This is a genomic window from Streptomyces parvus (genome assembly GCF_032121415.1).
GTDB lineage: Bacteria > Actinomycetota > Actinomycetes > Streptomycetales > Streptomycetaceae > Streptomyces > Streptomyces globisporus_A.
The window spans coordinates 6,650,295-6,665,716 of record NZ_CP135079.1; the positions used below are offsets into that span (position 1 = coordinate 6,650,295).

Annotated in this window: 14 protein-coding genes; 9 read left to right on the forward strand and 5 right to left on the reverse strand. The window is 70.7% G+C overall.

The features are described 5' to 3' along the window. Positions 1-85 precede the first annotated feature (85 nt). Together RNL97_RS30815 and manD are read right to left on the reverse strand one after the other, a co-directional pair. Positions 86-1,540: a mannitol dehydrogenase family protein gene (locus RNL97_RS30815; protein ID WP_030584382.1), complete on the reverse strand. Its 1,455-nt coding sequence runs from the start codon at positions 1,538-1,540 to the stop codon at positions 86-88. Beyond that, positions 1,537-2,745: a D-mannonate dehydratase ManD gene (gene manD, locus RNL97_RS30820; protein WP_030584379.1), complete on the reverse strand. Its 1,209-nt coding sequence runs from the start codon at positions 2,743-2,745 to the stop codon at positions 1,537-1,539. Before manD ends, RNL97_RS30815 begins: the two co-directional genes overlap by 4 nt. A gap of 89 nt (positions 2,746-2,834) precedes the next feature. Between manD and RNL97_RS30825 the strand changes: the two genes are divergently transcribed. Continuing rightward, positions 2,835-3,545: a GntR family transcriptional regulator gene (locus tag RNL97_RS30825; RefSeq protein ID WP_313751465.1), complete on the forward strand. Its 711-nt coding sequence runs from the start codon at positions 2,835-2,837 to the stop codon at positions 3,543-3,545. Between the two features lie 223 nt (positions 3,546-3,768). Here RNL97_RS30825 and RNL97_RS30830 read toward each other — a convergent pair whose 3' ends face one another. After that, positions 3,769-4,671: a LysR family transcriptional regulator gene (locus RNL97_RS30830; RefSeq protein ID WP_313751466.1), complete on the reverse strand. Its 903-nt coding sequence runs from the start codon at positions 4,669-4,671 to the stop codon at positions 3,769-3,771. A gap of 110 nt (positions 4,672-4,781) precedes the next feature. Here RNL97_RS30830 and kdgD point away from each other — a divergent pair, with 110 nt between their 5' ends. From kdgD to RNL97_RS30865, 7 genes are all read left to right on the forward strand, one after another. Next, a complete protein-coding gene (gene kdgD / locus RNL97_RS30835) occupies positions 4,782-5,705 on the forward strand; it encodes a 5-dehydro-4-deoxyglucarate dehydratase (protein WP_243316018.1) in 924 nt (307 codons plus the stop codon). A 33-nt stretch (positions 5,706-5,738) separates the two neighbouring features. Next, entirely contained in the window at positions 5,739-7,355 is a 1,617-nt protein-coding gene (locus tag RNL97_RS30840; protein ID WP_243316019.1) for an aldehyde dehydrogenase (NADP(+)), read from the forward strand. Positions 7,356-7,593: 238 nt separating this feature from the next. After that, a complete protein-coding gene (locus RNL97_RS30845; RefSeq protein ID WP_030584365.1) occupies positions 7,594-8,451 on the forward strand; it encodes an ABC transporter permease in 858 nt (285 codons plus the stop codon). Positions 8,452-8,472: 21 nt separating this feature from the next. Next, positions 8,473-9,498, forward strand: a complete 1,026-nt coding sequence (locus RNL97_RS30850; protein ID WP_313751467.1) for an ABC transporter substrate-binding protein — start codon at positions 8,473-8,475, stop codon at positions 9,496-9,498. Between the two features lie 19 nt (positions 9,499-9,517). Continuing rightward, complete coding sequence (locus RNL97_RS30855; protein WP_030584360.1) at positions 9,518-10,297, forward strand: ABC transporter ATP-binding protein; 780 nt, start codon at positions 9,518-9,520, stop codon at positions 10,295-10,297. Between the two features lie 48 nt (positions 10,298-10,345). Then, complete coding sequence (locus tag RNL97_RS30860) at positions 10,346-11,995, forward strand: M24 family metallopeptidase (protein WP_313751468.1); 1,650 nt, start codon at positions 10,346-10,348, stop codon at positions 11,993-11,995. A 61-nt stretch (positions 11,996-12,056) separates the two neighbouring features. Continuing rightward, positions 12,057-12,515, forward strand: coding sequence for a RidA family protein (locus RNL97_RS30865; RefSeq protein ID WP_030584354.1), 459 nt, complete (start codon positions 12,057-12,059; stop codon positions 12,513-12,515). 349 nt (positions 12,516-12,864) lie between these two features. Here RNL97_RS30865 and RNL97_RS30870 read toward each other — a convergent pair whose 3' ends face one another. Both RNL97_RS30870 and RNL97_RS30875 read right to left on the reverse strand, forming a co-directional pair. Next, on the reverse strand, positions 12,865-13,467 hold the full coding sequence (locus RNL97_RS30870) for a gamma carbonic anhydrase family protein (RefSeq protein ID WP_313751469.1): 603 nt from the start codon (positions 13,465-13,467) through the stop codon (positions 12,865-12,867). Positions 13,468-13,519: 52 nt separating this feature from the next. Further along, positions 13,520-14,257: an SCO6745 family protein gene (locus RNL97_RS30875; RefSeq protein WP_313751470.1), complete on the reverse strand. Its 738-nt coding sequence runs from the start codon at positions 14,255-14,257 to the stop codon at positions 13,520-13,522. A gap of 79 nt (positions 14,258-14,336) precedes the next feature. On the opposite strand from RNL97_RS30875, the gene RNL97_RS30880 reads away from it, so the two are divergent. Beyond that, the gene (locus tag RNL97_RS30880; protein ID WP_313751471.1) at positions 14,337-15,266 is read left to right on the forward strand and encodes a LysR family transcriptional regulator; all 930 of its coding nucleotides are present in this window, start codon (positions 14,337-14,339) and stop codon (positions 15,264-15,266) included. Positions 15,267-15,422 lie beyond the last annotated feature (156 nt).

Genomic DNA, 15,422 nt, shown 5'->3' on the forward strand with positions numbered 1-15,422 from the left:
TTGTTCGGAACCGAGGAAGCTCTTGGGGACGGGAACGGGGGCAGGGAGGCGGATACAGGGGGCGGGCGAAGGTCCGGGCACGGTGTCAGATTTCGACGCGTCCTGCGTCCAGGGCGGGGAGCCGGTCGGCGACGGCGGCGGTGAGCGCGTCGTCGTCCGCCAGGTCCGTCGCGCCCAGGACCCGCAGCAGTGCGCGTACCGTCTCGACGGGCCGGTCCGCGGGCCGCCAGCAGGCGGCGAGGGTCTCGGCGGCGGGATCGGCAGGGGCGTCGGGTGCGCCGGTCCGGCGGGTGCTGTGCGCCCAGGCGGCGAGGGCGAGTTCGAGCACCGGGGTGCTCGCGCCGCGGGCGCGCAGTTCACGCAGGGCGGGCAGCCAGCGCTCGGTGATCTTCAGTGATGCGTCCGAGCCGATCTGCCGCAGCAGGTGGTGCATGGCGGGATTACGGAAGCGTACGACCAGGTCGTCGGCGTACGCTGCCGGGTCCGGGCCGCCCGCGGGGAGGGTGGGTGCGACCTCCGCGCACAGCGCCCGGACGAGAGGCTCGCCCCAGTCCGCCGCCATGGTCGCGGCGATCGTGGTGAGCCCCGCCGCCGCGCCGAGATGGGCCAGTGCGGAGTGGGAGCCGTTCAGGAGCCGCAGTTTGGTGAGCTGATAGGGCGCGACGTGCGGGACGAACAAGGCGCCGTCGAGCTCCCAGGGCGGCCGGGGCGCAATGAAGGAGTCCTCCAGCACCCACTGGCGGTACGGCTCACCTGTCACGGCGAGGGCGTCCCGCACTCCCAGCGCGGTGACGGTGGCCGCCCGGTCGGCTTCGCCGGTCGCGGGCACGATCCGGTCCACGACCGTCGCGGGGAAGGCGACGGCCTCGGCCATCCGGTCCAGGATCTCCGTGCGGTCCGGCCAGGCCGACGCACGGACGAAGTCGCGGACCGTGCGGGCCAGCGCCGCGCCGTTGTCCGCCATGTTGTCGCAGGACAGGACATTCACCGGGGGCGCGCCCGCCCGCATCCGGGCGGCCAGCCCGGCGGCCACGCGCCCGACGACCGTGGTGAGCTGCCCGCCGGTGGCGGCCGTGAGGTCGGCGGCGACGGGTGCGGCCGTGGTGTCGAGACCGCCGGTCGCGGAAGAACGGTGGTAGCCCTTCTCCGTCACGGTCAGCGTCACCACCGTGACCTCGGGGTCGGCGAGGAGGGCGTCGACGGCACCGGCATCGGGGCCCATGGCCAGCGCACCGACGATGGAGCCCACGACGCGCGTGCGGTGTCCGTCCGGACGGCGTTCGGTGAGCGAGTACAGGCAGTCCTGGTTCCGCAGAGCGCGCACGGTCCCGGCCGACCGGGGCGCGACCGCGGTGATGCCCCACGGCTCGCCGGAGCGGGCCGCGGCATGCTCGGTGTACACGGCCTGGTGTGCCCGGTGGAAGGCGCCGAGGCCGAAGTGGACGATGCGGGTGCGCAGTTCGGCCGGGTCGACGGCAGGCCGCAGTGCGGGCGCGAGCCGCGGGAGGACCGCACGGCCCAGCAGGTCGTCGGCGCTCACCAGTCGTGCACCGACCCGTCGCGTCGGCGGGCGACCGGGAGGTAGCGCCGCTGGTAGGGGAAGCGCTCGGCCGCCTTCTCGTCGTACTCGACGCCGAGGCCCGGCTCCTGGGAGGGGTACAGCATGCCGTCGGCGAAGGTCACCCCCGTGCGGAAGACCTCGGCGGTCTCCTCGGCGTGGCCCATGTACTCCTGGATGCCGAAGTTCGGCACGGCGATGTCCAGGTGCACGGCGGCGGCCATGCTCACGGGCGAGAGGTCGGTCGCCCCGTGGGATCCGGTCCGCACCTGGTGGAGCGCGGCGAGGTCGAAGATCCGGCGCAGGTGGGTGATGCCGCCCGCGTGGACCACGGTGGTGCGCACGTAGTCGATGAGCTGTTCGGTGATGAGGTGTTGGACGTCCCAGATCGAGTTCATCACCTCGCCGACCGCGATGGGTGTGGTGGTGTGCTGCCGGATGAGCCGGAAGGACTCCTGGTTCTCGGCCGGGGTGGGGTCCTCCATCCAGAACAGGCGGGAGGCTTCGACGCTCTTGCCGAACCGGGCGGCCTCGTTCGGCGTGAGCCGGTGGTGCACGTCGTGCAGGAGGTGGAAGCCGAAGCCGAAGCGTTCCCGAACCGCTTCCAGGTACCTGGGCGCGAAGTCGAGGTAGGCGTCGGTGTCCCAGGGCTGCTCTTCCGGCAGCTCGGTGGCAGCCGGCTCGTAGACCTCGCCCTTGCGCACCCCGTACGTGCCCCCGACGTCGGGCACCGCGGCCTGGGCCCGCACGGCCTTGTAGCCGAGCTCCAGATAGCGCTCGACGTCGTCGAGGAGCGAGGGCACGTCGGTGCCGCTGGCGTGTGAGTAGACCAGTACGCCGTCGCGCGACCGGCCTCCGAGGAGCTGGTGGACGGGCAGGCCCGCCGTCTTGCCGAGGATGTCCCACAGGGCGGTGTCGACGGCGGCGATCGCCGTCATCGTGACGGGGCCGCGCCGCCAGTAGGCTCCCTTGTAGAGGTACTGCCACGTGTCCTCGATACGGCTCGGGTCCCTGCCGATCAGCAGCGGCACCACGTGGTCGCGCAGATAGCCGGCCACGGCCAGCTCCCGGCCGTTGAGGGTGGCGTCGCCGAGGCCGGTCACTCCGTCCGTGGTGGTGATCCGCAGCGTGACGAAGGTCCGGCCGGGGGAGGCGACGAAGACCTCGACGCTTTCGATCCTGCTCACAAGCACTCCTTGGTCGCGAAGTGCTTGTATACAAGCACTTGTATCGCAGAACGGCAATACGTGATCCCTGCTCTACGTACGATGTGTCCATGGCTCAAACGAACGGGCGGACGAACCGGCGCGCTATCTACCTGAAGCTGCGCCAGATGGTCCTGACCCTCGAACTCGCTCCAGGCGCCGCGCTCTCGGAGAATGAACTCGCCGCCTCGATGGGTGTCAGTCGCACACCGGTACGGGAGAGCCTGATCCTGCTGGCCCAGGATGGCCTGGTGCAGGTCTTCCCCAAGATCGGATCGTTCGTCTCCCGGGTCGATCCGGCCCAGGTCGCCGACGCGCAATTCCTTCGGGAAGCGGTGGAACTCGCCTCGCTGGACGACCTGCCCGCACGGCTCGACCCGGCGGTCGTAGGGGAGCTGCGGGACAACCTCGACCGGCAGCGCCGCGCGGACCTCGGCCTGGAGGAGTTCTTCGATCTGGACGAGGCGTTCCACCACGGCCTGATGCGGTTGAGCGGGCACGGGAATGTCTGGACCACCGTCGCCGCCGCCAAGGGGCACCTCGACCGGGCGCGCCGCCTCGGCCTCCACGAGAACGAGTCCCCGGCCGTGTTCGTGGCCCAGCACCGGGAGATCTTCGACGCGATCACCGGAGGGAACGCGCCGCTCGCCCGGACGGCCATGCGGACACATCTGCGCGCCGTCTTCGATGACATCGAACGCATCCGCGCGCACTCCCCCGAGCTGTTCGCCGCCGACGCCTCGTCCGTGCCTGTCAGGCGCAACATCGTGGTCTGGGAGTGACCCCGCCGCTCACCCCGGCCCCGGCCGCCCCACCCTCACCGGGCAGCCGCGGCCGCTGCCCGGGATGCCTCTGCTGCTCGTAGAAGCTGCGCCGCCTCGAACTGATCGCGCACATCGACCGGTTGGCCAAGGAGGGCGGTCAGGTCGTCTGCGCCACGCACCGGCGGGGAACTCGGCAGCGAGCTCTTCACCACCGTTCTGCAACGATCTGTCCCGCCGCTCCTCAGAGCGCCCCCCGGTCGGCGAGATCGGTCACCACATCGCGGACCGCGTGCAGGGCGGGGTTGTCGTCGCCCGCCCGCCAGGCCGCGACGAGTTCGACCGGCTCCCCCTCGACCCCGACGAGCGGGCGCAGCACGACACCGTCCAGCTTGAGCGCCTCCGCCGCCCGGGGCACCAGGGCGAGCCCCAGCTCCGCGCGCACCAGCGCGAGGATCGTGTGCACCTGGCTCAGGTAGTGAACGTAGCGCGGCACGACCTCCGCCTGGCGGAAGACCCCGACCAGCACCTCGTAGAAGTAGCGTGCCTCGGCGGGTGAGTACATGACGAACGGCTCTCCGTCGAGGTCACGGATGTGCGGCGTGCGGTCCGGTTCGGCGAGCGGATGGCCGACGGGCGTCGCGAGGAGAAGGGACTCGCGGTGCAGCGGGCGGTGCGCGATCCCGGTGCCGGGCACCGGCGGGCGAACGAGCCCCAGGTCCAGTTCTCCGGAGCGCAGTTCCTCCAGTTGCGCTCCGGACACCCGCTCGCGCAGAACCAGGCCGACGCCGGGCAGCCTGGCGTGGATGGCCCCCACGATGCCGTCGAGCACGGAGTGCGCCGCTGACCCCGTGAATCCGAGCGCTACGGTCCCGACCTCGCCCGCGAGCGTCCGCCGTACGGACAGCGCCGCCTGCTCGGTGAGCCCGAGGATACGCCGGGCGTCGCCGAGGAACGCCATCCCCGCCGCGGTGAGCCGGACGGACCGTCCGGCACGGTCGAACAACTGGACACCCAACTCCCGCTCCAGGAGCTGGATGCGCCGGGACAGGGGCGGCTGCGTCATCGACAGTCGTTCCGCCGCCCGTCCGTAGTGGAGCGTCTCCGCGACGGCCACGAAACTCTCCAGCTGACTCAAGGTGAACATCGATCCAGTATGCGCATCAGTCGATGCGTAAGAAGTGTTGGACGTGCATCAGTTTCGTTCCTATGGTCATCGAAATCGCTGTTCTGCACGTCCTGCGGAAGGAAACGTTCATGTCCACCCACACCCCGACCGAGCTCGCCGAACGCCTCGGCTCCGGGCTGCTGTCGTTTCCCGTCACCCACTTCACCCCCGAACTGGCGTTCGATGAGGCCGCCTACCGGGAGAACATCACCCGCATGAGCCAGTACGACGTCGCCGCACTGTTCGCGGCCGGCGGGACCGGGGAGTTCTTCTCCCTGACCACGCAGGAGGTCGGCACCGTACTGCGGGCCGCCGTGGAGAGCGCCCCCTCCGGCACGCCGATCCTCGCTCCGGCCGGGCACGGCACCGCGCAGGCGGTCGCCATGGCACGCGAAGCCGAGGCGGTCGGCGCCGACGGTGTCCTGCTCTTCCCGCCTTACCTGACCGAGGCATCCGCGGACGGTCTGACCGCCCACGTGCGGGCGGTCTGCGAGGCCACGTCGCTCGGGGTGGTCCTCTACAGCCGCGCCAATGCCGTCTACAGCGCCGACACGGTGGCCGCGCTCGCCGACACCTGCCCCAACCTGATCGGCCTGAAGGACGGGGTCGGCGACCTGGAGAGGATCACTCAGATCCGCTCGCGGCTCGCGGACCGCCTGGTGTACATCGGCGGCCTGCCGACTGCCGAGACGTTCGCGCTGCCTTACCTGGAACTGGGTGCCACGACCTACAGCTCCGCCATCTTCAACTTCCTCCCCGACTTCGCCCTGACCTTTTACAAGGCGGTCCTGGCGCGGGACCGGCCGCAGGTCCAGGACCTGCTCGACCGGGTCGTGCTCCCCTACACCGCGATCCGCGACCGCAAGCCGGGATACGCGGTCAGCATCGTCAAGGCCGGCATGGAACTGACCGGGCACCCCGCCGGTCCGGTACGGCCGCCGCTGACCGACCTGGACGACGCCGAGCGGGAACTGCTCGCCGGAGTCATCGAAGCCTCACGCGCCGTCGCCTGACACGTGTCGCCTCACCAAGGAAAGGAGCCCCCCGTGTCCGACCTGCCCCGGACCCGCCCCACAGGCGCGATGGTCATCGGCACCCGCCCCGTCACCGGTACAGGAGAAGAGATCCGGTCCGTCGACCCCCGTACCGGACAGCCGATCGAACCCGGCTACCCGGCCGCGTCGGCCGACCAGGCCGACCGGGCCTGCGAACTGGCCCGGGAAGCCTCGACCGCGTACCGCACGACCACCCCCCAACGGCGAGCCGCCTTCCTCGACCGCATCGCGGACCTGCTCGACACGGAGCGGGACGCACTGGTGGAACGGGCCCACACCGAGACCGCGCTGCCCCGCCCCCGGCTCACCGGCGAGGTCGGGCGCACCAGCGCCCAGCTGCGCCTGTTCGCCGCGGAGCTGCGGGCCGGCGTGTGGCAGGGAGCCCGCATCGATCCGGCGCAGCCGGACCGCCGGCCGCTGCCGCGCGCCGACATCCGCCAGCGCCGGACAGCCATCGGCCCCGTCGTCGTCTTCGGCGCCAGCAACTTCCCCCTGGCCTTCTCCACCGCCGGGGGCGACACCGCATCCGCACTGGCCGCCGGATGCCCGGTCATCGTCAAGGCCCACCAGGCCCACCTGGGCACGGCCGAGCTGGTGGCACGTGTCGTCAGCCGGGCGGCCGCCGAGACCGGCATGCCCGAAGGCGTCTTCTCCCAGCTCGTCGGCAGCGGCACGGAGCTGGGGACCAGGCTGGTCAGCGATCCTCGGGTGCGCGCCATCGGCTTCACCGGTTCCCGCTCCGGCGGACTGGCGATAGCCGCCGCGGCCGCCGCCCGGCCCGTACCGATCCCCGTCTACGCGGAGATGAGCAGCATCAACCCGGTTCTGCTCCTCCCAGGGGCGCTCAAGGCCCGGGGCGCGGAGCTGGGGGCCGCTTTCGCCGCATCGCTGACCCTGGGAGCCGGGCAGTTCTGCACCAACCCCGGGCTCGTCCTCGCCGTGGCGGGCCCCGGCCTGGACGCCTTCACCGCGGCCGCCACCGAGGCCGTCGCCGCGGACCCCGGTGCCACGATGCTCACCCCGGCCATTGCCCGCCACTACGCCGCCTCCGGCGACGCCGTGGCGGGACAGGACGGCGTCGAGGAGGCCGGCCGCGGCGGCGAGGGGGACGGCGCGGCCTGCGGCCGGGCCCGGCTGCTCACCGTGGACGGCAGGCGCTTCGCCGGTGACCCCGCGCTGCAGACCGAGGTCTTCGGCGCGACGTCGCTGATCGTCCGGTGCGCGGACCTCGACGAGCTGACAGCCGTCCTGGGCGTGCTGGAGGGACAGCTCACGGCCACCGTGCACGCCGACGACGCCGATCTGCCGCTCGCCGGGCGGCTCCTGCCGCTTCTGGAGGAGCTCGCCGGGCGTGTGCTCTTCAACGGCTGGCCCACCGGCGTCGAGGTCGGCCACGCGATGGTGCACGGCGGGCCCTTCCCGGCCACGACCGACCCGCGCGGCACGTCCGTGGGAACCCTCGCGATCGAGCGGTTCCTCCGGCCCGTCGCCTACCAGGACGTTCCCGATGCCCTGCTGCCCGACGAGCTGCGGGACGGAAATCCGCTCGGCGTATGGCGTCGGCTCGACGGTGCGCCCAGCCGGGCCCCACTCACCGACGAGCGCTGATCCCCGGGCCCCGGCCGGGACGTCGCGCCTCCCGGCCGGGCCCCGAACCGCCTTCGAACGTATTCCTTCCAGAGTCGTGAGGACGAAATGACTGCACGAACGCTTTCGCCGCTCCCCGGCGGCCACGACGCCCGGATCACGCGGCCGCCGCACGCACTTTCCCATCCCCGTCCCGCTTCCTCGCTGACAGCCCCCGCGGCGCTGCTCCCGCGCGACGCGCTCTGTGGGAGGTACTTCCATGGCGACTTCTGATCTGCGCAGCCCCGACCGCGACGCCCCCGAGCGGCCTCTCCCGGCGCCGGAGCCCGCCGAGGCAAGGAAACCGAGTGCCGCCTTCCACCGTGAGTCGTGGGTGGCCGCCGCCAAAGCAGCCGTGGGGATCATCGGCCTCTTCGTGGTCTGGGAGCTGCTGGTCCTGGTCATCGACCCGCCGGACTATCTTTTCGTCGGCCCTCTCTCGGCCTTCGCCGAGCTGATCGAGCGCCCCGGCTACTTCGCGGACAACACCTTCGTCACGCTCCAGGAAGCGCTCGCCGGCTTCGCGCTCGGCACGGCCCTCGGCGTGCTGTGCGGTGCGACTCTGCACTACTCGAGCACCGCGCGCAGTTTCCTCTATCCGGCGCTCATCGCGATCGACACCATTCCCAAGGTCGCGCTCGCCCCGCTGTTCATCGTGTGGTTCGGATTCGGCTTCGAGTCGAAGGCGTTCGTCGCCATGGCCATCGCCTTCTTCCCGCTGGTGATCAACACCTTCGACGGCCTCAGTTCGGTCCCGCACGAACTTCAGGAACTGGCCCGTATCAACCGGGCCTCCGCCTGGAAGAAGATGGTGAAGATCGACTTCGTCTACGCGATCCCCTCCATCTTCTCCGGGGCGAAGATCTCCATCTCCCTCGCGGTGGGCGGAGCGGTCGTCGGGGAGTTCATCGCCGGCTCGAAGGGGCTCGGGTACGTCATCCTCCTCGCCAACAGCCAGGTGGACCTCCCGTCGATGTTCGCGGCCTTCATCGTCCTCGCCGCCATCGCCTTGGCCCTGTTCTTCGTCGTCGACTACGCGGGCCGGAAGCTGGCCCCGTGGAAGAACCACGCGAAGTGACCACGGGATCGGAGGCTGAAAATGCGTAGAACACTTCGCGGGGCCGTCGCACTGGCCGGCGCGGCGATGATGGTGGGCCTGTCCGGATGCGCGAACGGTGGCGGGAAGGACTCCATGACCCTGATGCTCGACGTGGGGTACCTGCCCAAGCACGCGCCGTTCATCTCGGCCGTCAAGCGCGGCTTCTTCAAGGCGGAGGGCATCGACCTCACGGTCATGCCGGGGTCCGGTTCGACCAACACGGTCACCTCGGTGGTCACCGGCAGGATCGACGCGGGCTGGGCCGACTTCGGCGCCACCGTCACCAGCCAGGGCAGGGGCGCGAAAGTCAAGCAGGTCAATCTGCTCCAGGCCAGGTCCGCCTACGCGGTCGTCGCCCTCGCGAACTCCCGGATAAAGGACTGGGAGGATCTGCGGGGCAAGACCGTCGCCACCGAGGGCGGCGGCGCGATGACGGCGATGTGGCCGCTCGCCCTGAGCAGACTGGGCTTCGACAAGAGCGCCGTGGACGTCATTCCCGCGTCCAGCGCCTCGAAGATCCCCGGCCTGCTGGCCGGCCAGTGGGATGCCAACCTCGCGCTGCACGTCTCTGACGAACCGGCCATCGACGCCCTCGGCCGGAAGGCCACCGTCCTGAAATGGTCCGACCTCGGCATCGACCTGTACGGCAACGGCATCGTCGTCTCCGACGAGAAGCTCAAGAACGACCCCGAGCAGGTCCGGAAGTTCAACCGGGCGATGCAGAAAGGATTCCTCTGGGCCTGCCAGAACCCGCGGAAGGCGGCCGAGGACTTCAAGACGGAGGTCGCCGGATACGAAACGCGCACGATCACCCTCGCCATCGACGGACAGTGCGGCCTCAACTGGGGCGAGGGCGAGACCGCAGACCGGTACGGCGTCATGGACGACGCAGGAGTTCTCCAGGCCATCGACACCGCCCGGAAGTTCCTTGGTCTCCCCAAGGAGAGCGACCTCTCGCCCAAGGACGTGTACAGCAACTCCTACCTGGAGCCGCTGGGCTCCAACGAGACTATCCAGGCCCCGTAACGGCCGGATGGGGAGTCACATGAACAACGAATACGCCATCTCGGTCAAGAACGTGGGAAAGACCTACCGGTCGCGGAGGGGCCAGGAGAACACCGTCCTCAAAGGGCTCGACTTCCACGTCGAACCCGGACGGTTCGTATCGATCGTCGGGCAGTCGGGCAGCGGCAAGACCACTCTGCTCAAGACGATCTCCGGCCTCCAGGAGCCCACCGAGGGCGAGATCCTCGTCCAGGGCCGCCCCATCCAGGAGGGGATCGAGGACATCGCGATGGTGTTCCAGAGCCCCGTGCTCCTGCCCTGGCGCAACAACCTCGACAACGTGCTCCTCCCTCTGGAGTTCCGCGGCACCCGGACCGACGAGGCCCGCGCATACGCCATGGAACTGCTGGAGATGGTGGGGCTGGGCGGAAAGGCCAAGAACTACTCCTACGAGCTCAGCGGCGGGATGCAGCAGCGCGTGGCCATCTGCCGTGCGCTCGTCTCCCACCCCAAGCTGCTGCTCATGGACGAGCCCTTCGGGGCGCTCGACGCCATGACCCGGGACTCGATGAACTTCGAGATCCAGCGCATCTGGCAGAACACCGGGTGCAGCGTCCTCTTCGTGACCCACAGCATCCCCGAGGCGGTCTGGCTCGGGGACCGGGTGGTCGTCGTCGGCGACCGCCCCGGCCGGATCATCGCCGACATCCCCATCGACCTGCCGCGCCCTCGGGGCAAGGAGCACCGGTATTCCTCGGACTTCTCCGACTACACCGCCGAGATCGAATCGCACATCGGCGTCGTGGCCGGCATCAGCTGACCAACCCGTCGCACACCCCCGACCGTGAACCACCGTCGAAGGAGCACCATGCTGAACATCACCGCTGACGCCACGCAGGTGGAGAAGGAATTCGGGCTCGACGCACGCAAGAGCTTCCTGTTCTCCGCGATCCGCCTCGACTCCCACCCGTTCGTGGCTCCGCTGATCGCCCAGACCGAGACGGAGCGGCTCCTGCTCGTGCGGCAGCAGGAACAGGGCAACGCCCTGTCCGCCGGCGTCCCGAAGGACCGGATGCGCTTCTACGCCCCCTGGGTCACGATCGACCCGCGTATCGTCGCGGACACCCCCGCCGCCGAGTCCCTGACCAGCCTGGTGCGCGAACTCGCCGACGGCGGCCCGGTGGCCCTCTCCGCCGACGTCGTCTTCGCCCACCAGCTCGCGCTGTCCGGAGCCGTCGAACTCGTCGTCGCCGACCAGGACCCGACCCCGGTCGCCGCCTACGAGATCGACCCGGCCGACGTCCTCGCCACCTTCGCGGCCTGGCGCGAGACCGGTGTGCGCACCGCGCGCAGGCTCATCGCGGACGTCCCGCATCTCTCCGGGCTGGCCGAGGAGTTCACCTCCGGCGAGGACAGCCGCTTCCCGGCACTGAAGAAGCTCGCCGCGGACCGGTCCCTGGACACGGTGCTGCTCGCGGCGACCCCGAACTTCACCGAGGTGACCGGGCGCGCCCAGCCGGACGGGGCGGTGGCCCTCTGGCTCAGCGGTCCGGAACGTCTGGTGGTGCTGTTCCCCGAGGGCACCGACGGCCTGCCGGGCGCACCCGTCGGCAGGTTCTCCTCCGTGGGCGAGGCCGTCCGGGAACTGGCGTCCGGCACCCGGACGGGGGTCGAGGAGGAGTGGATCAGCGTCGGTCTGGCCCGCGAACTCACGCGTGAGGGGGCGGAGCTCGTCCCGGTCTCGGCCGCCCTCGGCCACTGGCGGGACGTTCGCGACCACGAGGACCTGGCCTTCCAGGTGGTGGCCGCCAGGGCCAGTGTCTTCGCCATCGAGGAGGCACTCTCCTGGGCGGAGAAGGGTCTCGACGCCGGGCGTTCCTTCAGCGAGCTGGACATCAACGCGGTCTACCTCGACAAGATCGCCGAGTTCCGCACGGCCAACGAGATCCCCTTCGGCATCGAGCCGTACTTCACCAACCTGCACTCCTCCAACCGCATGCTCTTCCCCGGCCCTCCCGTGGACCACCCGGTCGACCACGAGACGGTCTGTGTGCAGTTGGACGCCGGCGTACGCATCGTCTTCGACGGGGTCAACGTCGCCACCTCCGACATGGCCCGCTCGCTGCCGCGCACCGAGGCCGCGAAGGAGGCATACCGCTTCTTCTTCGACGTGGTGCGCGAGGGGATCATCGGGCAGCTGCGTCCCGGCGCGGTGTGCGAGGACGTGCACGAAGGAACCCTGCGCTACCTCGCCCCGCATCTGGAGCGCATGGTCGCCATCGGCATGCTCGGCACAGATGTCGACTTCAACACCGAGTACCGCAAGCGCAACGTGGGCCACCTCATGGGCAAGCAGGAGTCCTTCGCCAACGAACTGCGGCCCGGGTACAAGCATGTGCTCCAGATCGGTTCGTACGGTGCCGCAGAGATCCCGTGGCGTTACGAGAACGCGGCGATCGGCACCGAGGACCTCTGGTACATCGGCCGCGACCGCACCTACGTCCTGAGCAAGCGATGAGGGACGTCAGGCCCGCACGGTGCTCTCACCGTGCGGGCAGTTCACCGAGCAAGGAGACACCATGACCGCCGTGCGGGAGCGCCTGAGGGCGCTGTCGATCGAACTGCCCACCCTCGGCCCTCCCCGATACGCGTACGAGGCGACCTCGCACTGGGGCGGCCTCCTGTACGTCTCCGGCCAGATCTCCCGGTCCGCGTCCGGCGAGGTGCTCCGAGGCCGGCTGGGAGAGGACGCGACCGTGGGCGACGGAGTGGTCGCCGCGCGCGCCGCCGCGCTGAATCTCCTGGCGCGTGTCGAGGAAGCGATCGGCCTCGACCGGGCTCGCGTCCTCAAGCTCAACGCCTGGGCAGCGAGCGCACCGTCTTTCGTGGACCAGCCGACCGTGATCGACGGTGCCTCACAATTGCTGATCGACGTTCTGGGCGACCACGGCCGGCACGCCCGTACCGCCCTTCCGACCCAGGTCCTGCCCCAAGGTGCGCTCGTGGAACTCGACGCCACGATCGCCATCCGCGGCTGAGAGCCACCCACGCGCCCCTGCTTCTGGCCGCCGCCGGTGATGCGCACGGCAGAGGGGCGCACCCGATGCCCCCTGACCCGGCAGGAGCCCGTCCGGGCCCGGAGCCGGGCGGGGGGGCGAGTGGACCTGAGTCGCCCTGGGACTCCTCTCCGCTCCCTGAACGCGTGCCTGCACCCGCCCCCGCCGACGCAGGCGGGGGCGTGGCGGTTGCCGGGACCGGTATGGGGAAGCTGTCGGCGTACGTCGGCGGAGGCGCGGCGGGGATCATGCGGATCTCCGGCACGGAACCGGAGCCAGCCTGGTGCCGGCGGGTGTTCTTCAATGCTGGACCCCCGCCCCCAAGCGGGGCTCAGATCTGGTGATCATCGTTGTGGCGGCCGAGCCTGCGGCCGAAGCGTTCGGAGATGGCCGGCATCAGGCTCCGGCCTTCGCCGGGCCGGTCCAGGCCGAAGACGTAGCCGGGGAAGTCGAGTTCTTTCTGCACTTCCCAAATCCCCTCGTGGTCCTCCGGCGGGAGGATGCGCGCTGGGTCGCCGACGGCGACCCAGCCGATCGGCACCGTCGAGTCGGCGGTCAGGACCGTGCGCAGGTGCACGATGCCGTTGAGCCGTACCTCGGAGCGGGTCCCGATCCGTGCTCCGTTGAAGACGCGGCTGCCGGTGGCCAGGAAGACCTCGTCCTCGACCCGGCAGCCGGTCAGGTAGGAGGTGGGCCCCACCAGGACCTGCCGCCCCAGGACCAGCGGATCCCGTCGGGTGCCGCGCAGGACCGCGTTCTCCATCACGATGCTGCCTTCACCAAGCTCCACCGGCCCGCCCTCGGCGGTGAGCACCGCACCGAACAGCACCCGGCAATCGGCCGCCACGCGCACGTCCCCGCACAACGTGGCGTTCGGAGCGACGTAGGCCGTGGGGTGGACGGACGGCGAACGGCCCTCATGAGTGATGAGCATGGCCACGATCAGGCCGTCCTTTCGTGTACCTGTGGGTGTCCCCGGCGTCCGGTCACGCGGTCGGGGAGCCGGTCAACGCGTCGACCAACTGGGCGAATTCGCTCCGTTGCCGCTCGGTCAGAGTGGCGTAGAGCGGCGCCTGAAGTTCGTCGGTGAGCTGCTCGGCACGCTGCCACCGGGGGATCAGGGGCGCGGCGACGGAACGCGGCTCCTGCCAGCCGTAGCGGGTCGCCTGCTCGACGCCGAGGTTGACGACCATCGCCTCCCGGGCGCTCAGCCCGCTCAGGCGCACCGCCGCCAGATGGCAGGCGCCACGGTGTTCCCGCAGGACGTGGATGCGCTGCATGGCCGCGCCGACCGGGTCATCGGCGGGTACGGGCTGCGCGCGCCAGCCGGCGAACAGGGGCAGGCCGTCAGCATCGGCTGCGTCGATCAGCCGCTGGGCCAGGCGGTTGAAGTGCTCCACGTCGACATCGGCGGGGATGCGGGCGCGTCCCCACGTCCGGACGGCCCGTGCGTAGCAGGCGGCGGCTTCCTCCGCCGGCATCACGGGCCGGCCGGCCTGCCAGCCGGTGGCGACGAGATCGGGGCCGAGGAAGCCCTGTACCGCCTGGACCACGGCGGCCGGTACCTCGCCGAGCACCCCGAACCGGCCGCGGCAGTAGAAGCCGCGTCCCGGGGCGAAACCGGCGCGCAGGCCGATGGTGGCGGTCGCGTCGTCGGACATGAACTCGTCGCCGAATTCGTGGACCGGCCTGGCCACGGTGGCGATGCAGTCGAAGATCTCCATGCGCAGAAGGTCGCTCACCCCGACTCGACAGGTCAAGAAGATGTTTTCTGATGGAATCCTTTAGCTAACCTATCGAGTTATGCTCGACATCCGCCGTCTGCACATGCTCAAGACCGTCGCCGCCCGCGGCACCATCACCGCGGCCGCCCAGTCCCTGGCGCTGTCCGCGGGCGCCGTGTCCCAGCAGCTCGCCGCGCTGAGACACGACGTCGGGGTTGATCTCCTGCGCCCCGACGGGCGGACCGTCGCGCTCACGGAGGCGGGCCGCGTCCTCCTCGAACACGCCGACCGGATCCTCGCCGCAGTGCAGGAGGCCGAGTGCGCCGTCGCGGCGGTCAAGGGAGCGGTGGGCTCCACCGCCACGCTCGCCGCGCTGCCGTCGACCGTCGCCAGGATCGTGGCCCCTGCGCTCACTGCGCTGGGCGCGGACCAGCCGCAGCTCGCCGTGACCTGTCTCGTCACCGACCAGGCACAACTGCGGGAACTCACCCTCGGCACCGTCGACGTGGTGCTGGGGCAGCACTACCGTCACCTGCCGGAGGCGACGCCCAAGGGGCTCGCGGTCTCGCCGCTGCTCGACGACCCACTGCTCGTCGCCACCGCCGACGACGGAGCCGTCGGCAGATCCGACGAACGGCCCGTCGGCCTGAGGGAACTGGCCACGCACCACCTGGTGGTGCCACCGGTGACCACGGACTGCGGACAGGCCATCCTGCACGCCTGCCAGCAGGCCGGCTTCACACCCACGCCCCGCTACGTCACCGCCGACATCGCCGCCCAGCTCGCCCTCGCCCGGTCCGGCCTGGCCACCGCGCTCGTCCCCCGGACGGCCATCGACCCGGCCACTCCCGGAATCCGTACGGCCCCCATCGAGGACCACCCGATCCAGCGCCTGCTGTTCGCCGCGACCCGCCACACCGAAACGACCAACCTGACGACCGCGGCCGTCATCGCGGCCCTCCGCACAGCAGCGTGGCAGGACCGCGCCACGCACCTCCCACTGGCCTGAAAACAGGCCCGGGAGCAGCGGGCGAACAGGGCCGGGACCCCCTCCCATCGCGTCCCTGGGAGGGGCGGGACGAGCACGCGCAGCTCGGCCATCTGCCACCCAAGGGTCGCCATCGCCCCGACGCGGCAGGGCCCCGTCCAGGCGCCCCGGCGCTGG